This is a genomic window from Mesorhizobium sp. f-mel, assembly GCF_053850215.1.
In genome coordinates, this window is the sequence record NZ_JBSPTO010000020.1 from 10,918 (window position 1) to 30,370 (window position 19,453).

Genomic DNA, 19,453 nt, shown 5'->3' on the forward strand with positions numbered 1-19,453 from the left:
TCATTAGCTGCAATAAAGGCACCGAGAGTTCGGGCTTTTCAATATCGCCTGTCTCGGCTAAAAGCCCAGCCATGACGAGCGTTTCACGCCCTCTCGCGATTGCGATACGAATTACGAGCCCGGTGTTCCGGACGGCTTGAGCGCCGCCGGAGCCGCCGGGAATTTTGCGCTAGGCCTCTCGCGCTTTTTCCAGATCATGATAGTTCAACGCCCGGGCTCTTTTGCCGGGCAATGCATATGGCAGACCAATGACCGATACCCCAATGACCGACACTGTTGAAACGATCGACTATTCCAAAACGCTTTATCTGCCGCAGACGGATTTCCCGATGCGCGCCGGCTTGCCCGAGAAGGAACCGCTGCTGGTCAAGCGCTGGCAGGACATGGACCTTTACCGCAAGCTGCGCGAAAACGCCGCCGGCCGCGAAAAATACGTGCTACATGACGGCCCGCCCTACGCCAACGGCAACATCCATATCGGCCATGCGCTGAACAAGATCCTCAAGGACGTCATCACCCGCTCGTTCCAGATGCGCGGCTACGACTCGAACTATGTGCCCGGCTGGGATTGCCACGGCCTGCCGATCGAATGGAAAATCGAGGAGCAATACCGCGCCAAGGGCAAGAACAAGGACGAGGTCCCGGTCAACGAGTTCCGCAAGGAATGCCGCGAGTTCGCCGCGCACTGGATCAAGGTGCAGGGCGGCGAGTTCCAGAGGCTCGGTGTCGTCGGCGACTTCGACAATCCCTATACGACGATGGCGTTCCATGCCGAGGCGCGCATCGCCGGCGAACTGTTGAAATTCGCCATGTCGGGCCAGCTCTATCGCGGCTCCAAGCCGGTGATGTGGAGCGTTGTCGAGCGCACCGCACTGGCCGAGGCTGAGGTCGAATACCAGGACTATGAGAGCGACACGATCTGGGCGAAGTTTCCGGTCGTCAGCCTCGCTCGTCAGGTCACCAACGTCGAAGATGGGCAGCCTGCCTTGGATCCAAAGCTGACGCAGACGTCACTGGACTTGCTGGAGGCCCATGTCGTCATCTGGACGACCACGCCGTGGACCATACCCGGCAACCGCGCCGTAAACTATTCGCCACGCATCAACTATGGCCTCTACAAGGTCACTGCGGCCGAGAATGCTTTCGGCCCGCAGCCTGGCGAAAAGCTGATCTTTGCCGACGCGTTGGCGGACGAGGCTGCGGCCAAAGCCAAAGTGACGATGAATCGCTTCCGTAGCATTTCGGCCGAAGAGCTTGGAAGCCTTACACTTTCTCATCCCTTCAAAGATTTGAATGGCGGCTACGACTTCCCCGTCCCAATGCTCGCCGGCGACCACGTCACCGACGATGCCGGCACCGGCTTCGTTCACACCTCGCCCAGTCACGGCCGCGAGGACTTCGATGCCTGGACGGATGCTGCATCGGAACTGCGCCAACGCGGCATCGACACGGCGATCCCGTTCCCTGTCGACGACGCCGGCTTCTTCACCAAGGATGCGCCGGGCTTCGGCCCGGACCGCGAGGGCGGTGCCGCGCGCGTGATCGACGACAACGGCAAGAAGGGCAATGCCAATCAGGCGGTCATCGACGAGCTGATCAAGCGCAACGCGCTGTTCGCGCGCGGCCGGCTGAAGCATTCCTATCCCCATTCGTGGCGGTCGAAGAAGCCGATCATCTTCCGCAACACGCCTCAATGGTTCGTCTACATGGACAAGGAGCTCGGCGACGGCACGACGCTGCGCAGCCGTGCCTTGAAGGCCATCGACGACACCCGCTTCGTGCCGGCCGCCGGCCAGAACCGCATCCGCGCCATGATCGAGGAGCGCCCCGACTGGGTGCTGTCGCGCCAGCGCGCCTGGGGCGTGCCGATCGCCGTCTTCGCCGATGCCGACGGCAATGTCCTGCGCGACGAGGCCGTCAACCAGCGCATCATGGACGCCTTCGAGAAGGAAGGCGCCGACGCCTGGTTTGCGGCCGGCGCCAAGGAGCGTTTCCTCGGCAACCACGATGCCTCGAAATGGCAGCAGGTGATGGACATCCTCGACGTCTGGTTCGATTCCGGCTCGACCCATGTCTTCACCCTGGAGGATCGACCTGACCTGAAATGGCCGGCCGACGTCTATCTCGAAGGCTCCGACCAGCATCGCGGCTGGTTCCACTCCTCGCTGCTTGAAAGCTGCGGCACCAGGGGCAGGGCGCCTTACGACACCGTCGTCACCCATGGTTTCACCATGGACGAGGAGGGGCGCAAGATGTCGAAGTCGCTCGGTAACACCGTGGTGCCGCAGGACGTCATCAAACAGTCGGGCGCCGATATCCTGCGGCTATGGGTGGTGACGACCGACTACTGGGAGGATCAGCGGCTCGGCAAGAACGTCTTGCAGACCAATGTCGACGCCTACCGCAAGCTGCGCAACACCATCCGCTGGATGCTGGGCACGCTTGCCCATGACGATGGCGAGGACGTGCCGCTGGACAAGATGCCGGAGCTGGAGCGGCTGATGCTGCACCGGCTTTCCGAACTCGATGAAGTCGTGCGCGCGGGCTACGACGCCTTCGAGTTCAAGCGCATCACCCGCACGCTGCTCGACTTCATGGTGGTCGAGCTGTCGGCCTTCTATTTCGACATCCGCAAGGACGCGCTCTACTGCGAGGCGCCGTCCAGCGTAAAGCGCAAGGCGTCCGTGCAGGTGGTACGCCATCTGTTCGACTGCCTGGTGAAATGGCTGGCACCGATGCTGCCCTTCACTATGGAGGAGGCTTGGCTCGACCGCCATCCGGACGCCGTCTCGGTGCATCTCGACCAGTTCCCGCCAATCCCGTCCGACTGGAAGAACGAGGCGCTGGCGGAAAAATGGCGCAAGGTGCGGCAGGTCCGCCGTGTCGTCACCGGCGCGCTGGAGATCGCACGTGCCCAGAAGGTCATCGGCTCGTCGCTGGAAGCGGTGCCGGTCGTCATGCTCGACGATGCGGCGCTCGAAGCGGCGATATCAGATGTCGACATGGCCGAAATGGCGATCACCAGCGATCTGGTCATTGCGCATGGCGACGCGCCTTCTGGTGCCTTCACGCTGGACGACGTCAAGGGCGTCGCCGTGGTGGTCGAGAAGGCCGAGGACCGGGGCCTAGTCAAATGCGCGCGCTCATGGCGCTACACGGCCGATGTCGGGCAGAACGAGGAATTCCCCGACGTTTCGGCGCGGGACGCGGCGGTCCTGCATGAATTGAAGGCGCTTGGTCGTATATAAGGCGGTGCACAAATGCCACGGCGGGCGGCTGATCAGCCCCCGCTCGTTGCCCTTAACGAGCGGTTGAGGTAAACACGCGAAACTCCGGCCGACAAATTGTCGCCGGATTTCCGTCGGAAGCATAGGCGATGGGGGACCGAGCCTTTGGCCGGTGGCGATCGAGAGGCTGCTAGAGTGGGACTTTTTGCCATGACCGAAAGAACTTGCGCGCGCGTTGCGCTGCTGGCGCCGCTTGTCGTATCCGGCTTGGCCCTGTCCGGCTGCATGGGCTCGCCGACCTACGGGACCGACAAGACCGCCTCCGCCCAGCTTGCCGGCGATCTCACCAGCGCTTTCACAGTCATGCCGAAGAACAAGGAAAAGATCGACTACAAGCCGCGCCCCGAACTGGTGAAGCCGGCGCCGGGTCAGAAGGAACTGCCGCCGCCGCAGGACAGCATCGCGACGGCAAGCGCCGATTGGCCGGAATCGCCCGAGCAACGCCGCGCTCGCCTGCGCGCCGAGGCGACGCTCCATCAGGACGATCCGGACTACCAGGCGCAGATCGTCGATGACGTCCAGACGGATCCGTCGGCGGTCAAGACTGCGATGGCGCAGTCGGCTTCCAGTCATCCGCCGGCCTGGACGCCCGCGGATTCGGACAAGGGCCGCGCCGCCGAGGTCAAGCGCCGCCTCGCCGAAGCCAAGCAGGGTGATCCGAACACCCGCAGATATCTGAGCGAGCCGCCGGTGCAATACCGCGCCGCTGCCGCCACCGCGCCGGTGGACGACCTCGGCGAGGACGAATACAAGAAAGCACGCCGCCTCAAGAAGGAAGCGGCCGCCAAGAACAAGAGCGGCGGCATGTTCGACTGGCTGCCGTGGTAAGCTGCCGGCCCCAGGGAAATCCGGCGACGCTACGGTTCGCGTCGCTCTCTGAAAAAATCCTTCAGGAGCAGCGCCGCGTCGTTTTCGGCCATGCCTGGATAGATTTCTGGCACATGGTGGCAGGTCGGTGAGGCGAAGAAGCGCACGCCGTTGACCACAGCGCCGCCCTTCTCGTCGGCGGCGCCGAAATAAAGCCGGCGCAACCTGGCGAAGGAAATGGCGCCGGCGCACATGGCGCAGGGCTCCAGCGTCACATAGAGATCGTGGCCGGTGAGCCGCTCGCTCGACAGCTTGCGGCAGGCCTCGCGGATCGCCAGCATCTCGGCATGGGCGGTGGGGTCGGAAAGCTCGCGGGTGCGGTTGCCGGCACTGGCAACGACCATATCGCCGCTGGCGATGACCGCGCCGACCGGCACTTCGCCGCGTAAGGCGGCGGCTTCGGCCTCCTTCAGCGCCAGCGCCATGAAATCCGGCCGCTTCAAGCGGTTTCCATTCCTATTATCTCCTCGCTACTCCGGCGTGATCCTGTTATCTAGCGCATGACCCCGAAAACCGGAATCGGTTTCGGAAGGGATCATGCGCCAAATCAAAGTCCTACAGCGTCCTTTGCGCGTCCGTACGGACGCGCGGCGCTGTAGTGCAAACGAGCAAAAGCCACATGGACGACAAAGACAAGAAATTCCCGCGCCAAAAGGGTCCCCGCAAGAACGGCCCGAAACCGTCGGGCCCGCGTGGTCGTGATACCGCTGCCGGCAAGGGCGGTAAGCCGTCCTTCGGCGCGAAAAAGCCGTACGCGCCGCGCGACGATCGACCGATGGCGGCTGACGGCGAGCGGCCTAAGCGTGACTTCAAAAGCGGCGACCGGCCGATCAGCAAGGGGCCGCGCCCTGAAGGCAAGCCCTATAAAAAGCGTGAGGGGCCGCGCAAGCCATACGCCCCGCGCGGCGACCGCCCGATGGCGGCTGACGGCGAGCGGCCGAAGCGCAACTTCAAAAGTGGCGACCGGCCGTTCGGCAAGGGGCCGCGCCCTGAAGGCAAGCCCTATGAAAAGCGCGAGGGGCCGCGCAAACCCTATGCGCCACGCGGTGACCGGCCGGCAGCTGCCGCAGGCGAGCGCGGCGAAAGGCGCTTCGACCGTCCCAAGGGAGACTTCAGTGATCGCCCCAAGCGCGATTTTGCCGGTGATCGGCACCAAGGGGCATCGGCCGGCGGCTTCAAGCCTCGCCCGCGTCCCGCCGAAGCGACGGAAGAGGCTGGTGAGCGCATTGCCAAGCGGCTGGCCCGCGCCGGCCTTGCCTCGCGCCGCGATGCCGAGGAGCTGATCGCGGCCGGCCGCGTCAAGGTCAATGGAAGGGTGCTGTCCTCGCCCGCCTTCAATGTTATGCCTGGCGACATCATCCATCTCGACGGCATGGAGATCCCGCCGATCGAGCGCACCCGGCTGTTCCTGTTCCACAAGCCGGCCGGCGTCGTCACCACCAACCGTGATCCCGAGGGCCGCAAGACCGTCTTCGACGTGCTGCCGGCCGAGCTGCCGCGGCTGATGACTATCGGCCGGCTCGACATCAACACCGAAGGCCTGCTGCTGCTCACCAATGATGGCGGACTGGCGCGCGTGCTCGAACTGCCGGCGACCGGCTGGCTCAGGCGCTACCGCGTGCGCGTCCACGGCAAGGTCGAGGAAAGTGCGCTCGCCGGCTTGCGCGAAGGCATTGCCGTTGACGGCGTCTTTTATGGCGCCATCGAGGCGACGCTCGACCGCGAGCAAGGCACCAACGCCTGGCTGACGCTCGGCCTGCGCGAAGGCAAGAACCGCGAAGTCAGGAACATACTGGGCTCGCTTGGCCTCGACGTGACGCGACTGATCCGCATTTCCTACGGACCGTTCCAGCTCGACGACCTGCCGGAGGGCCATGTGCTGGAGATCAAGGGCCGGGTGCTGCGCGACCAGCTCGGCGAACGCCTGGTCGAGGAGTCCGGCGCCAATTTCGACGCCGACATCACCAAGCCGTTTTCCAACAGGCCGGTGCGGCGCGAAGCGGTGCGAGAAGAGGAACCTGAGCGGCCGAAATTCACCCGCGACGGCGAACGCCGCCCGATCGGCGAAGGCGGATTGATCAAGAACCGCAAACGGCGCGAAGGCAGCCGCGACGAGGCGCTGGGCAAGCTGTCGACAAGTCCCGGCAGAAGCTTTGGGCCGGAAAAGAGCTTTGGTGAGCGTGGCCCAAAATCTGAACGCAGCGGGCCTGAACGCGGCGGCTTTGGCGATCGCGGCCCCAAATCTGAACGTAGCGGGCCGGGCGGATTTGGCGGAAAACCGGGCGGCGGGAAAAAGTCCGAACGCGAGCAGCGTCCGATCGAGCCGCCGGGCCAGCGCAAGGCCAATGTCTGGATGGCGCCGGGCGCGCGGCCGATCGGCAAGGGCAGGGCGGACGCCGACGCCGCCAAGGCGGCCGAAGCCAAGGAACGCAAGGCCTCGTTCAAGCCGTCTTACGGCAAGCCGGCCAAACCCGGAGGGGCAAAGCCGTTCGGCAAGCCGCATGGCGAACGCCCATATTCCGGCAGCAGTGATAGCGGCAAAGGCGGCGACCGGCCGCGCAGCGGCCCCAAGGGATCAAGGGGAGGCAATGCGGATCGTCGGCGGTGAGTTTCGCGGGCGTCCGCTGGCGACGCCCCGCTCAAGCGCCATCCGCCCGACCACCGACCGCACCCGCGAGGCTGTCTTCAACGTGCTGGCGCATCGCTTTCCCGTTAGGCTGGTCGGCGCGCGCGTGCTCGACCTGTTCGCCGGCACCGGCGCGCTCGGACTCGAGGCGCTGTCACGCGGCGCATCTTATGGCGTCTTCATCGAAGAATCGGCGGAAGGGCGCGGCCTGATCCGCACCAATGTCGAGGCCTTCGGCCTCACCGGGCGTACCAAGATATTCCGTCGCGACGCTACGGCTCTGGGCGACGCGGGCACGATGGCCGCGTTCGGCCTGGTGTTCGCCGATCCGCCCTATGGCAAGGGCCTGGGCGAGCGTGCCTTGCGCTCGGCCAAGGCCGGCGGCTGGCTCGCCCCCGGCGCGCTCTGCGTCGTCGAGGAGGCGGCAGCGGCGCCGTTCGAGGCAGGGCCGGGCTTTTCGGTTGTCGATGAGCGCAGCTATGGCGAGACGGTTATCCGCTTCATCGAAGCCGCCTGAGTTCGGCCTCCTTTGCGCGCGAAAATGACGAACAAATCACTTTGCCTGTATCGCCATCCCCGCCTATCGTCCCGCCCATGACAACCGGAGCCATTGATGACATCTCACGCTGAATGGCTGCGCGGAACGCTCTTGGCGCTGGCTCTCGTGATGACCGGCCCGGTGCTGGCCGACAACAAGCCGGACGACGGCAAGGTGACGAATTTCCTGCTAGACAACGGCATGGAGGTTGTCGTCATTCCCGATCACCGGGCGCCGATCGTCACCCATATGGTGTGGTACAAGATCGGCAGCGCGGATGAGCCGCCCGGCAAGTCCGGCATCGCCCATTTCTTCGAGCATCTGATGTTCAAGGCGACGACCAATCACGCGGCCGGCGCGTTCGACCGCGCCGTCTCCGCGATCGGGGGTTCGAACAACGCTTTCACCTCCTATGACTACACCGCGTTTTACGAGACGGTGGTGCCGCAGGCGCTCGAGCAGATGATGGATTTCGAGGCTGATCGCATGCGCAACCTCATCCTCAACGACAATGTCATCGCCACCGAGCGCGACGTGATCCTGGAGGAACGCCGCTCGCGCATCGACAGCAATCCGCAGGCGGTGCTCGGCGAGGAGGTCGACGCCACGCTGTGGCAGAACCAGCCCTATCGCATTCCGGTGATCGGCTGGATGCAGGAGATGGAGAAGCTGAACCGCGCCGACGCCAAGGCTTTCTACGACAAATATTACACGCCCAACAACGCCGTGCTGGTGGTGGCCGGCGATGTCGACCCGGAGGTGGTCAAGGCGCTGGCCGAAAAGACGTATGGCAAGATTGCGCGTGGTCCAGACCTGCCGCCGCGCATCCGTCCGGTCGAACCCGAGCAGAACACCAGGCGCACGGTGACGCTCACTGACGCGCGTGTCAGTGTGCCGAACTTTTCGACGCAATGGGTGGTTCCCTCCGATCACACTGCAAAGCCGGGCGAAGCGGAAGCGCTGGACTTGCTGGCGGAGATCCTCGGCGGCGGTAGCCGCAGCCGGCTCCACCAGCAGCTTGTCGTCAAGCAGGGCATCGCCGCCGAGGCCGGCGCCTTCTTCCAGGGCACCATGCTCGATGCCACCAACTTCACCGTCTATGGCGCGCCGCGCGGCGATGCCAAGCTGGCCGATGTCCAGGCGGCGGTCGAGGCCGAGGTCGCCCGCATCGCCAAGGACGGCGTCACGTCAGGCGAGCTGGAGAAGGCCAAGGATCGTTTCGTCCGCTCGATGATCTTCGCCCGCGACAAGCAGGATTCGATGGCCAACATCTACGGCGCGACGCTCGCCACCGGCGGCAGCGTCAGGGATGTCGAGGAATGGCCGGGCCGCATCCGCAGGGTCACCGCCGACGAAGTCAGGGACGTTGCAGCTCGCTATCTCAATCTCAACCATTCGACATCAGGCTATCTCTTGCCGCAGACACAGGCGGGGAATTGATTTGATGAGGAACTTGAACGTTGGCGCTGCACCTCATCGCCCTGCCGGGCACTTCTCCCCGTATAGTGACGGGGAGAAGGGGGCTGGCCGCAACCCCAGCGCTGTTTCTGCAACGCTGGTGGTTGGCGAAACCGCCGACGAGAGCGCCCCTCTACCCGTCACTATACGGGGAGAGGATGCCGGCAGGGCAATGAGGGGCGGCGCTGACACCGACAGCTATTCGTCTCGAACATTAGTTGGAAGCTACCATTTGTCCGAAGCGACTGTCCTGAAGCGTGCCGCCACCCCTCTATTCACCCTGCTCCTCTCCCTATTCTTCCTCATCCTGCCGTCACTCACTGCTCGCGCGGCCATGAGCATCCAGGAGGTGACGTCGCCAAAGGGCATCACCGCCTGGCTGGTTGAGGACTATTCCGTGCCGTTGGTCGCCATCCGCTTCGTCTTCGACGGCGGCACGACGCAGGATCCCGCTGGGAAGGAAGGGCTTGCCAATCTGATGAGCGGCCTGTTCGACGAGGGCGCCGGCGATCTTGACAGCGAGGCCTTCCAGATAAAGCTGGACGACGTCGGTGCCGAGATGAGCTTCGAGGCGGCGCGCGACGGCACCTACGGCTCGATGCGCATGCTGGCCGAGCAGCGCGACGCGGCGTTCGACCTGTTGCGGCTGGCGGTCACAGAGCCGCGTTTCGACCAGGCGCCAATCGACCGCATCCGCGCGCAAGTGCTGTCCGGCATCATCGCCAACGAGCTTGACCCCGACACGCTCGCCCAGCGCAAATGGCTTGAGGCACTATACGGCACCCATCCCTATGCGCGGCCCGACCAGGGCACCAGGCAAAGCATCACCACGATCACGCCGGACGATCTCATCGCCTTTCACAAGGCGAACTTCGCTCGCGATGGTCTGCATGTGGCGGTGGTCGGTGCCATCGATGCCGAGACGTTGAAGAAAAAGCTCGATATGGTCTTCGGCGGCCTGCCGCAACACCAGGCGCTCGCGCCCGTCGCCGATGTCGATCCGAAACTCAACCAGCAACTCGAGGTCAATTACGACCAGCCCCAGACGTCGCTGCAACTCGCCTATCCCGGCGTCAAGCGGAGTGCGCCGGATTTCTTCGCCGCGGTTCTGATGAACGAGATCCTCGGCGGCAGCGCCTTCACCTCGCGGCTGTTTGAAGAGGTGCGCGAAAAACGCGGCCTGGCCTACAGCGCCAGCTCCGACCTGGTCGACCACCAGCACGCCAACGCCCTGGCCATCACCACGGCGACCCGCGCGGACCGGGCGGCGGACACCCTGGCCGTCGTGCGCGACGTGGTGAAGCGCATGGCCGAGGAGGGGCCGACCGAAGCGGAACTGGCGGCGACCAAGAAATACTTGATCGGCGCCTATGCCATCAACAATCTGAACTCCTCCGGCGCCATCGCCGCGACGCTGCTCGAACTGCAGCTCGACAAGCTCGGCATCGACTACATGCAGCGCCGCGCCGCCCTCATCAACGCGGTGACGCTGGATCAGGTCAAGGCGGCGGCGAAAAAACTGCTCTCCGCCGAGCCGGCCATCATGATCGTCGGGCCGAAGCACGGCGAGGCCAAGGAGGAATGAGCCCAAATGGGGGGCAAGTAATGAGCCCGAGCTTCGGCATCGCCTTCGGCGGCGGCGGCGCGCGCGGGCTGGCGCACATCCATGTCATCGAGGCGCTGGACGAGCTGGGTATCAGGCCGGTCGCGATATCAGGCTCATCGATCGGCGCCATCATGGGCGCCGGTATGGCTTCGGGCATGGCCGGCAGCGACATTCACCACTATATGCGCTCGATCCTCGGCCGCCGCGCCGAGGTGGCGGCGCGCATGTGGCGGGCGCGGCCAGGCACCTTTGCCGAGGCGCTGCAGGGCGGGCTGCGTGTCACCCAGTTCAATGTCGAGCGCATCCTCAAGGCATTCATGCCCGACGCCATACCCGAAAGCTTCGCCGAGCTGAAAATACCGCTGAAGGTGACGGCCACGGATTTCTTCGGCCATAAGCTCGCCGTGCTTAGCGACGGCGACCTGCATTCGGCGCTTGCCGCCTCGGCGGCTATTCCCGCGGTATTCCGCCCGGTGATGCGCGACGGCAGGCTGCTGATCGACGGCGGCATCTACAATCCGGTGCCGTTCGATCTGATCGAGCACGACGCCGATATCATCATCGCCGTCGACGTCGTTGGCGCGCCGACCAAAAGCGGGCGCAAATACCCGACCTCCGTCGATCTGATGTTCGGCGCCACGCAATTGATGATGCAGTCGATCATCGCCGCCAAGCTGAGGCAATGCCAGCCGGACATACTGGTCAGGCCGGCGGTGTCGAAATACCGCGTGCTCGATTTCATGAAGATCGACGCCTTGATGGCCGAAACGGCTGATATCAAAGATGAGCTGAAGCGGGAGATCGAGAAGGCGGTGGAGGCGCGGGCCAAGGTCGACACGGGCAAGCGCACCAAGCAGGTGGGGGGCGTGGCGCGGAAAGTCTGACGTTTGGTGGCCTCAATCGAACGAGCGCACTGCGATAAGCCCAGCAGACCCTTCGCGATATGACTATTCCGCCGCGGCCTGAACCGTTCGCTGGTCGATCGAACGGTTGAGGATCAGCGCCCGGGCATCGCTTTCGCACGTCGCTGTCCTTGGCTGTTGCTGCACATCCGGGCAGATCGCCGCAAGCCCCTCCATCGTGAGCACGTCGGGTATTCTGGTGTGGCTGACGCAAAGCGCGCCGTCGGCACCCCAAGCCGCCTCGAACGACATATCAGGCGCGGCCTCGTTCTGTTGAATGCCCTTGCGATCGTAGATCACGATCGGCGTCCCGTTGCGGGTATGGCCGAGGCCATCGCCGCAATAATCGGCGCGGATCATACGGGTGCATGCCTGATGATGATCCCACAGCGGTGTGCCATCCGGCGACCTTTCCCAGGGCCGATATCCGAAGCGCACGCATTTCGCCTGCGCGCCGCCGGTGCAGGTAATGCTGAACGCAGTGTCGGACGGCAAATGGCGGCCGTCCTGCGTCCAGGTGCCGGCGAGCGGAAAGCCCATGCGCCGGCCCTCGATGTCCGGTTCGCAAATGTTGCGCCATGCACCGCCAGCCGGGTCGCGGGTCGACATGGCGTAGAGCATGATCCCGCCATCCGGATTCCTCGGATCGATCTCGACCGCGTCGATGCGAAGCGGCACCTGGTCTTGTCCATCGCCAATCGTCAGAACGGCGCCGACGAGATCCGCTTGAGGAACAACGCGACCTTCTCCCATCGATACGTCGAACCTTGTGCCGACAACGGAGATCGAGCTGATCGCTTGCCCGGTCCCGGCCTCTGCGAGAGGCACCGCTGCCACGCTGGAAATGGCTGCGGCGACGGCGACCAATGCGCGGCGGCCGATATGGGCGAGGCGGTTTCTGTAGGCTGACATTGTTGGCTCCTGAAAGCACGTCTTGCGAGCGGGGATCGGGTGAAGCGCGGCCAAAGGCCGGGGCGTTTCGTAGCTGTATCGTTTGACGCAGAACGGAGGGCGCGAGGCCGTCCGTTCCTTTAACAAGTGAGGCCTAGCGCCTCGGCGAGGGGGTCGGCCGATCATGGTTGGTCCCGGCGCCGCTGCCAGTGCCGTGCTCGCCAGCCGGAAGGCCGTTGCTTTTCTTGCCGGCGGTCGATGACCGGACATTGTCCTTCTGGACAGCGGGCAAGTTGCGGTCGTTCGGGTCAACGACGGAGCGGTCGTTCGGGTCGACGACGGACCTGCCGGCCGGAGCGGGATTTTTCGCCAGAACGATGCCTTCGGCATGCACGCCGTTGAGTGCGTAGACGCCGAGACCGTTCGGGAAGATGGTATTGCTGGTGAGCGAATTGCTGGTCAACGAGTTGTGCTTGAGGCCGTTCAGCGATTTGCCGTTCCCGGTGCCGACGGGCCACTCGGCGCTGGCCGGGGTCGCGAGGCATGCCATTGCCGAGGCAGCAGCCAGGTAAGTCTTGAAGCGAAACATTTAATTTCCCTTTTCGTTTTCAGCGGAGCCGTCCCATCGGGTTCGCTCCATGCGGCGGCTTCTCGCTCCCGACTGTTTCGGACGAATGCCGAATTCGGTCCGAATTGTTTCGATTGTTGCGATGTGTCCGGACGCCGCCCCTGACGTGCCTGCGCGGCGACACAAAGGAAACCTTCGGCCGGCAATTCGGCAAACCCGCGCAACATCCCTGCGTCATCGGTGACGCCAGAAACGAGGAGATTTCTGGCGATGCAACCTTTGCGAAAAACCACTGACCGATCGATTGGCGAGGCGACGGCTGCCCGCACGGCACGTCTGGCGGTGCTGGCCGGCAGCCCGGGCCTGCTGCTGACGGCATATGCGGCGGCGACGTCCACGTCGCTGACCATCCGCGCCGATCTCGCACTGACGCTGATGGACATGCTGGTGCTGGCCACCGTCGCGATCGTGACTGGCGGCCGCAACAACGAGGGCACCGGCCGCAAGCGTCAGACGGCCTTGGCTGAGACGCTCGCCAATGCGTTCGCTGCGCTGGGCATGTGCCTTTCAATGGCCGTCGTCGCCAGCATCGCGGTCCAGCGGATCGCGGCCGGCGGAACCGAACCCCATGGCCAAGGCGTCGTTCTCGCCATGGGTCTGAACCTAACCTACGCAGTGGTCAATTTGTGGATCCTGGGCCGCTGGAAAGCGCGCAATGCGCTTGCCGCCTCCGCGCTGGCACGCGCGCAAATCTGTCTGTTTTCGGATAAGCTCTCATCGAACCTGCTTATCGCGGCATCGCTCGCAACCGCAATGATCTGGGAAGGCACGATGATTGCCCGCTTCGTCGATCCGGTTGCCGGACTGCTGATTGCGACGATGACCGCGCGCTGGACCATTCCCGTGGTCCGCGACGCCATTCGAAGCCTGCGACGGGAATATCGCCGGGCGCGCAGGCCGATCGCGTAGGGCAAAGCCATAAACCGTACCAGCTGGACGGCTCAGCCTCTTTAAAGCTCTGTATCTAGCGGCGCCGCGCCTCAGCTTGAACGGGCTCGTAGACATAGCCTTCGCCGCGAACCGTCACCAGGACCACCGGAGCGTCGGGTTCGGTCTCGAACTTCTTGCGCAGTCGGGTAATGCGGATGTCGATGCTCCGGTCGCCCGGCTCGAGGTCGCGGTTGTGGGCCAGCCTGCACAGCTGGTCGCGCGACAATATCTGCCGGGGATGGCGCGCGAAGACGCATAGCAGGTCGAATTCCATGGAAGTCAACTGCACGTCGACGCCGTCCGGATCCACCATGGTGCGGCCGTCCATATCGAGGATGCAGCCGCCGAAACGGATGCGGTTTTCCGGCATCCGCTCTTCCTCGCCCAGGCGCCGGATGACGCTCCTGACACGCGCCAGAAGTTCGCGTGGCTCGAACGGCTTGGCCATATAGTCGTCGGCGCCGGCGGCAAGACCTTCCAGCCGATGCGGCAGGTCACCGACGGCGGTCAGCATCAGGATGCCGGCGCGGCTCTGCTTGGCAATTTCGCGGGCAAGATCGTAGCCGCTTTCGCCGACAAGATTGACGTCGAGAATGACCAGGTTGGGGCCAAAGCGGTCGAGTTCGGTGTGCATTCCCGCTCCATCCGCAACGGATCGGACATCGAAGCCGTGCATGAGCAGGTAGTCCGACAGCATCTCGCGCAACGGCGCTTCGTCATCGACGATGAGCAATTTCTGTTTTGTCACGTTTCGGCCTCTTCCATTGCGCCGGTCTCCATCGCCCTTAAGCGTTCCATCACGAGCCTGCGAAAGGTCTGCGGATCGAGCGGCTTCTCGATGACCGGCGCGCCGGTCTCGCCGATGAAGCGATCGATCTCGGGTGCCAGCGTGTCGCCGGTCACGAACAGCAGCCGGCTGGCGAGTCCCGGACGCAATTGTTCCAGCGCGCGGTAGAGGCCGGGGCCGTCGAGGCCAGGCATGCGTATGTCGCTGATCAAAAGGTCGATTCCATCCTCACGCACAGCCTTGAGGGCGGCATTCGCGTCGTCGGCGATGGTGACGTCGTGGCCGTCGCGGCGCAGCATCTCGGCGATCATCGAGGCGATGTCGGAATCATCGTCGACCACCAGAATTCGTGCGGCCGAGGGCGCAGGCGGTATCCTGCCTGCAGCTTCGGGCGGAGCAACCGTCTCGGCTCGACCGCTCGGAAGCCGGACCGTGAACCGTGCACCGCCGCCCTGCGTCGAATCCAGCTTTATGCTGCCGTCGTGCGCCGTCACGATGCCCTGGCAGACCGATAGCCCGACCCCGGTGCCTTCGCCGGCCAATTTGGTCGTGTAAAAAGGCTCAAAAGCACGCGCGCGGACCGTCTCCGGCATGCCTGGACCATTGTCGGCGACAACGACCTCGACGACATCGTCTTCCCCGGTGGTGACAATGGTCAGCTGCCGCGGGTGCGGAACCTGCAGCAAAGCCTGCTGCGCGTTGACCACCAGGTTGGTGACCACCTGATGAAGCTGGTCCCTGTCGCCCCAGATATTGGGAAGCGGTTCCGCCAGTTCGGTGCGGATCTCGATCCCGGCCGAGCGCAGGCTGTAGGCGGCCAGTTCCAGCGAAGCGAGGACGACTTCATTGACGTCGACAGCGCCTCTGGTCGGCGGCTTCTTGCGGGCCATCGCCAGAAAGGTGCGGACAATCCGCGAGCACCGCTCGGCCGCCGCGTGGATCTTGTCGGCGCGCCCCACGGTCGCCTCGTCCGTCGAAAATTCCTTCAGCATCGAACTGTAGCCGATGACCACGGAAAGTGGATTGTTGAGCTCGTGCGCCACGCCTGCGAGCAGCGAACCGAGAGCGGAGAGTTTTTCCGACTGGTACAGCGTCTCGCGCTGGCGTGCGATCTCCGCCTCGGCTTCGCGCTGTCGCGTGATGTCGGTAACGGCGGCAAGCATGGCCGAACGACCGGCCTGCGTGATCAGGCGCGCCGAAACCAGCGTATCGATTCTTGAGCCTTGCATATTGGTCATGCCGGCCTCGAATGCGTCGACGATGCCGTCTCTCAGCAACAGCCGCAGGAGATCGTCTCGCCGCGAGAGATCTTCCCAGGTCGCCGTCGCTTCGGCTCCGATCTGGCCGACTTCGATGCCGAGCGTCTTGCGCGCCGGTTCGTTGACGAACAGGATTTCGGGCCCTTCGATTGCCGAGATGATGATCGGCAGCGGCACGCCTTCGGCCACGGCGCGAAACTGCGCCTCTCTTTCGGCCAACAGCTTCTCGGCTTCCAGTCTGGCTTGCTCGGCCAGGACGCGGTCGGAGATATCGCGGCCGACGGACTGCACTTCGACAAGGCGCCCGTCGCTGTCGAAAATGCCATGATCGTTCCAGGCGAGCCATCGGCGTGCGCCATCGGGCATAGCATTGACAAGTTCCACGCTGGCATCCGGCGCTTGCGGAGTGAGGCGGGCAAGATGGTCCAGGAACCTGCGCCGTTCGTCGGGCGGCAGCACATCGAGTTCGCACCAGGACGGGTCGAGAAGCTGTTCGCGGGTCATTCGGCACGCCCGGCAGTAGGCGTCGTTGACGAAGCTCAAATGACCCTCCGGCGACATCCGGACGACGAATTCTGTCTGCAGCTCGACGACGCTGCGGTAGCGCTGCTCGCTGGCCTCGAGTGCCTGACGGGCGAGTTTCTGCTCGGCAACATCGCGTCCGATCGACTGTATTTCGATGAGCTTGCCGCTGTCGTCGAAGATGCCGCGATCGGTCCAATGCACGTTGATTTCGCGCCCATCGTACAGGGCGCCTGTCTCTTCCACTTCGCAGACGGGCCGTTCCGGGGTCACTCGACCGATGATTTCGTCGAAGCTGCCGAAATCGGCGGAAAACGAGTTGAAATAGTGCCAGTCCGGGCTCAGCAACTCTTCGCGTGTCTTGCCGACAAGGCGGCAATAGGCGTCATTGGCAAAGCTCATGCGCCCATCCGGCGCGACCCGGATGATATATTCCGTCTGTGCCTCGACTACATTGCGGTAGGGCTGTTCGCTGTCGGCCAATTCGCGCAAGGCAGCGCGGTTTTCGGCGAAGATGCTTGAGGCCATGTCGATCCAGGGCTGCCAGAGCGCCGAGCTTTTGAGGGCGGCCCCGCGGTTGTCGGTGGGCTCGCCGACGGCGCCGGAGCGCACATGGTCGACGAGCGAGATCGCAGGATCGACGATCTCCCTCAGAAGCACTCTGTTCAAAGTATATACGCAGACAAGCGACCCGATCAAAATGACCGCATAAGGAATAAACGACTGTTGCTGGGCGTAGGACTGGTAGACGCCGATGCCGACGACAAGCACGAGCAGCGGCAGAACGCAGGCTGCCATCAACAACGCGTAATGCCTGGACAGCTTCGAGGAGGTCGGCACGGCGAGGTCTCCACAGACGGATGCGCCGTCACGACGGTTGCTGTTCCCGTGCGGCCAGTGGACTGAACGGCCCACGGCCTGTCAAGCCGGCCTTCTGCCCGACGTCGTTGAACATAACCGTGGGGATGTTTCACGATGATGCCGTACGACCGATTTCCCGGCTTCTATTGTTTCAATTGTGTCGAACCCGCCCGAAATCGCCAGCAGATGGGTTGCCCTTGCGATTGACCCGGGGTGAATGCGCCCTGTAGGTTTGCGCCGTCGCTCGCCGCGGGGGGACGCATGGCCGACATCATTATCGTGGACGACGAGACCGACGTGGCGTTCATGATCGCCGACTATTTGCAGGCAAAAGGCTACCGCATTCGCACGGCATCCGGTGGTGCCGAATTGCGCGAGGCGATCGCGGCGTCGAAGGCCGATCTCGTCGTTCTCGACCTCAACATGCCAGGCGAGAACGGCTTTAGCCTGGCCCGCTGGCTGCGCGAGCATCACGACACCGGCATCCTGATGCTGACCGGTGCCGATTCGGTGTTCGACAAGGTGGCGGGCCTCGAGATCGGTGCCGACGACTATCTGGCAAAGCCCTTTGCACCGGTCGAGCTGGAAGCCCGGATCGCGGCGGTGCTGCGCCGGCGCAGGCCGAAGGGATCGGACAATGCCGACGCTTTGCCGGCCGGGCATTTCGCCTTCGGAACCTATGTGTTCGAGGCCCGCGCGAGAAACCTCGTCGACGCCGACGGCGTGGCCATTCCGCTGACGCCGATGGAGCTCGATCTGGTGGCGGCCTTCGCCACCCGGGCCGGCCAGGTCATTGGTCGCGACGAATTGCTCGATCTGGCGCCGCCCAGGGGCGACGAGCCGTTCGACCGCAGCATCGACAGCCGCATCACCCGGCTGCGCCGCCGGCTCGAAAAGGACGCGGCCAAGCCGGAACTGATCAAGACGATCCGCGGTGTGGGATACCTGTATCCAAGACGGTGAATGAGTGTGATCAGGGACCAGGCTGCCCCGCGGGTGGAACGATCTGCATGACAAGGCGCATCAGGTCGGCCTGACGGGAGGCGCCGGTCTTCTGGAAAATATTGTCGAGATGCGTCTTGGCGGTCGCGTTGGCAATATGAAGGCTGGCGGCGGTCTCGGCCAGGGTGTGCCCGGCCACAAGGCTGGCGAGCACACGGGTTTCGGCCAGCGTAAGCCCAAAGGCTCTCGCCAGCATTCCGGCGGCGTCATGCTCGTCCGGTGCATTGCCGATGAACACCGCGGCTACCGCCGCAGGTTCCATGCCGGCGCGCAGGTCGCCGCCGGCCATCGGGAGCACGCGGGCGAAGACGGGCGGCAGGCCGGATTCGGTGAGGAGGACGGCAAGCCCTGTCTTGCCGATGCTGACCTCATCCTGAGCCGCAAGCATGATGGCGCTGTGAAGCTCCCTGGAAGCCGACGGGAGCTTCGCTTGCAGAATGCCCCGGACATCCTGGATTGGGCCGCCGCTCTGCAGCATGTGCTTGGCCGAGCGGTTGGCGTGCAGGACGGCGCCACGTTCATTGGTGAGGACCACGGCGCATGTGAGCGCATCGAGCGCCTCGGCCATTCCTGCGCGCTCGACAGTGCCGATGTCCAGCATGTTGCTGATTATCACCGAACGGCGCACATGCGGCAGCAACAGTCTGCCAAGCTTGATTTCGCGCTCGGTGATAATGCCTTGCCGCTTGTGTCGGGCAACGGCGAAGCCGGCAAGACGGGTAGGGGTGTGGATCAGGAAGAACGACATAACGTCGACCAGGCCTTGCGGCTTCAGGTACTCCTGAAAATATCGGGAGGTCTCCAGGTAGGTTTGAGGGATATGGCGTGAGACCACATGCGGCATATCGAGCGAAGGCCATGTCGAGAGATCCTCGAGCAGCCGGGCGTGGATCTCTGGGATATATTTTGCCTGTTGCTCCAGCCAGTATGGCTCTATTCCCACGGTCCTGTAGATCAGCAGCCGGTCGTTGGCGAGGTCGTCAAGGTGCAGCACCGCAGTCTGGGCATCGAGCGCATCCCTGATCCCAGCCAGCGCGTGCTCCCATCGCCCCGGGTCGAGTGCGCAATCGTAGATCGAGCCGATCAGCTTCGACAGATCATGATGCGACAATGCCTTAGCCATCGACGGCCCCCGCATGTCGACAGCGCGTCCGACGCGGAAAGCAGCGCGCTCTCACAGGTGCTCTCGCCTCTCCAAATTTTAGCGATCGCTTAAATTCCGATTATCTCCCCCAAACAGGGGATGCGCAAGCAGCCGGGCGGTGAAATACTCGCCCCCAAGACAAGGT

The 19,453-nt window shown here is 64.0% G+C and carries 15 protein-coding genes; 9 read left to right on the forward strand and 6 right to left on the reverse strand.

Annotation, left to right across the window (positions count from 1 at the left end; all coding sequences use genetic code 11):
• The first annotated feature begins 263 nt into the window (after positions 1 to 263).
• Complete coding sequence (gene ileS / locus ACWUKX_RS21775; protein WP_456008896.1) at positions 264 to 3,248, forward strand: isoleucine--tRNA ligase; 2,985 nt, start codon at positions 264 to 266, stop codon at positions 3,246 to 3,248.
• Between the two features lie 189 nt (positions 3,249 to 3,437).
• A complete protein-coding gene (locus ACWUKX_RS21780) occupies positions 3,438 to 4,115 on the forward strand; it encodes a hypothetical protein (protein ID WP_455848329.1) in 678 nt (225 codons plus the stop codon).
• Positions 4,116 to 4,144: 29 nt separating this feature from the next.
• Here the strand turns inward: ACWUKX_RS21780 and ACWUKX_RS21785 are convergent, their stop codons facing one another.
• Positions 4,145 to 4,597 (reverse strand): nucleoside deaminase, encoded by a 453-nt coding sequence (locus ACWUKX_RS21785; RefSeq protein ID WP_456008897.1) that lies wholly within the window; start codon positions 4,595 to 4,597, stop codon positions 4,145 to 4,147.
• Positions 4,598 to 4,773: 176 nt separating this feature from the next.
• Between ACWUKX_RS21785 and ACWUKX_RS21790 the strand changes: the two genes are divergently transcribed.
• The 5 genes from ACWUKX_RS21790 (at position 4,774) to ACWUKX_RS21810 (ending at position 11,266) form a co-directional block, all read left to right on the forward strand.
• Positions 4,774 to 6,762 carry a pseudouridine synthase gene (locus ACWUKX_RS21790; protein WP_456008898.1) on the forward strand — a complete coding sequence of 663 codons (1,989 nt, stop codon included), beginning with the start codon at positions 4,774 to 4,776 and terminating at the stop codon, positions 6,760 to 6,762.
• Positions 6,743 to 7,297: a 16S rRNA (guanine(966)-N(2))-methyltransferase RsmD gene (gene rsmD, locus ACWUKX_RS21795; protein ID WP_456008899.1), complete on the forward strand. Its 555-nt coding sequence runs from the start codon at positions 6,743 to 6,745 to the stop codon at positions 7,295 to 7,297. The genes ACWUKX_RS21790 and rsmD overlap by 20 nt, the downstream gene beginning before the upstream one ends.
• 96 nt (positions 7,298 to 7,393) lie before the next feature.
• A complete protein-coding gene (locus ACWUKX_RS21800) occupies positions 7,394 to 8,758 on the forward strand; it encodes a M16 family metallopeptidase (protein ID WP_456008901.1) in 1,365 nt (454 codons plus the stop codon).
• Between the two features lie 250 nt (positions 8,759 to 9,008).
• Positions 9,009 to 10,361: a M16 family metallopeptidase gene (locus ACWUKX_RS21805; RefSeq protein ID WP_456008903.1), complete on the forward strand. Its 1,353-nt coding sequence runs from the start codon at positions 9,009 to 9,011 to the stop codon at positions 10,359 to 10,361.
• A gap of 20 nt (positions 10,362 to 10,381) precedes the next feature.
• Positions 10,382 to 11,266, forward strand: a complete 885-nt coding sequence (locus ACWUKX_RS21810; RefSeq protein WP_456008904.1) for a patatin-like phospholipase family protein — start codon at positions 10,382 to 10,384, stop codon at positions 11,264 to 11,266.
• Between the two features lie 63 nt (positions 11,267 to 11,329).
• Here the strand turns inward: ACWUKX_RS21810 and ACWUKX_RS21815 are convergent, their stop codons facing one another.
• Together ACWUKX_RS21815 and ACWUKX_RS21820 are read right to left on the reverse strand one after the other, a co-directional pair.
• Positions 11,330 to 12,196 carry an ADYC domain-containing protein gene (locus ACWUKX_RS21815; RefSeq protein WP_456008905.1) on the reverse strand — a complete coding sequence of 289 codons (867 nt, stop codon included), beginning with the start codon at positions 12,194 to 12,196 and terminating at the stop codon, positions 11,330 to 11,332.
• A gap of 133 nt (positions 12,197 to 12,329) precedes the next feature.
• A complete protein-coding gene (locus ACWUKX_RS21820; protein ID WP_456008906.1) occupies positions 12,330 to 12,764 on the reverse strand; it encodes a hypothetical protein in 435 nt (144 codons plus the stop codon).
• Positions 12,765 to 13,013: 249 nt separating this feature from the next.
• Here ACWUKX_RS21820 and ACWUKX_RS21825 point away from each other — a divergent pair, with 249 nt between their 5' ends.
• Entirely contained in the window at positions 13,014 to 13,712 is a 699-nt protein-coding gene (locus ACWUKX_RS21825) for a hypothetical protein (protein ID WP_456008907.1), read from the forward strand.
• Positions 13,713 to 13,767: 55 nt separating this feature from the next.
• Here the strand turns inward: ACWUKX_RS21825 and ACWUKX_RS21830 are convergent, their stop codons facing one another.
• Both ACWUKX_RS21830 and ACWUKX_RS21835 read right to left on the reverse strand, forming a co-directional pair.
• The gene (locus ACWUKX_RS21830; RefSeq protein ID WP_456008908.1) at positions 13,768 to 14,481 is read right to left on the reverse strand and encodes a response regulator; all 714 of its coding nucleotides are present in this window, start codon (positions 14,479 to 14,481) and stop codon (positions 13,768 to 13,770) included.
• Positions 14,478 to 17,141, reverse strand: coding sequence for a hybrid sensor histidine kinase/response regulator (locus tag ACWUKX_RS21835; RefSeq protein WP_456008909.1), 2,664 nt, complete (start codon positions 17,139 to 17,141; stop codon positions 14,478 to 14,480). Before ACWUKX_RS21835 ends, ACWUKX_RS21830 begins: the two co-directional genes overlap by 4 nt.
• A 282-nt stretch (positions 17,142 to 17,423) precedes the next feature.
• On the opposite strand from ACWUKX_RS21835, the gene ACWUKX_RS21840 reads away from it, so the two are divergent.
• Positions 17,424 to 18,125: a response regulator transcription factor gene (locus tag ACWUKX_RS21840; protein WP_456008910.1), complete on the forward strand. Its 702-nt coding sequence runs from the start codon at positions 17,424 to 17,426 to the stop codon at positions 18,123 to 18,125.
• Between the two features lie 10 nt (positions 18,126 to 18,135).
• Here the strand turns inward: ACWUKX_RS21840 and ACWUKX_RS21845 are convergent, their stop codons facing one another.
• The gene (locus ACWUKX_RS21845) at positions 18,136 to 19,287 is read right to left on the reverse strand and encodes a helix-turn-helix transcriptional regulator (protein ID WP_456008911.1); all 1,152 of its coding nucleotides are present in this window, start codon (positions 19,285 to 19,287) and stop codon (positions 18,136 to 18,138) included.
• Between the last annotated feature and the right edge of the window lie 166 nt (positions 19,288 to 19,453).

Coding starts and splice junctions, on each gene's coding strand:
- ACWUKX_RS21815 (WP_456008905.1), bottom strand. CDS start 12,196: ATGTCAGCCTACAGAAACCGCCTCGCCCATATCGGCCGCCGCGCATTG.
- ileS (WP_456008896.1), top strand. CDS start 264: ATGACCGACACTGTTGAAACGATCGACTATTCCAAAACGCTTTATCTG.
- ACWUKX_RS21800 (WP_456008901.1), top strand. CDS start 7,394: ATGACATCTCACGCTGAATGGCTGCGCGGAACGCTCTTGGCGCTGGCT.
- rsmD (WP_456008899.1), top strand. CDS start 6,743: ATGCGGATCGTCGGCGGTGAGTTTCGCGGGCGTCCGCTGGCGACGCCC.
- ACWUKX_RS21810 (WP_456008904.1), top strand. CDS start 10,382: ATGAGCCCGAGCTTCGGCATCGCCTTCGGCGGCGGCGGCGCGCGCGGG.
- ACWUKX_RS21825 (WP_456008907.1), top strand. CDS start 13,014: ATGCAACCTTTGCGAAAAACCACTGACCGATCGATTGGCGAGGCGACG.
- ACWUKX_RS21840 (WP_456008910.1), top strand. CDS start 17,424: ATGGCCGACATCATTATCGTGGACGACGAGACCGACGTGGCGTTCATG.
- ACWUKX_RS21790 (WP_456008898.1), top strand. CDS start 4,774: ATGGACGACAAAGACAAGAAATTCCCGCGCCAAAAGGGTCCCCGCAAG.
- ACWUKX_RS21780 (WP_455848329.1), top strand. CDS start 3,438: ATGACCGAAAGAACTTGCGCGCGCGTTGCGCTGCTGGCGCCGCTTGTC.
- ACWUKX_RS21845 (WP_456008911.1), bottom strand. CDS start 19,287: ATGGCTAAGGCATTGTCGCATCATGATCTGTCGAAGCTGATCGGCTCG.
- ACWUKX_RS21820 (WP_456008906.1), bottom strand. CDS start 12,764: ATGTTTCGCTTCAAGACTTACCTGGCTGCTGCCTCGGCAATGGCATGC.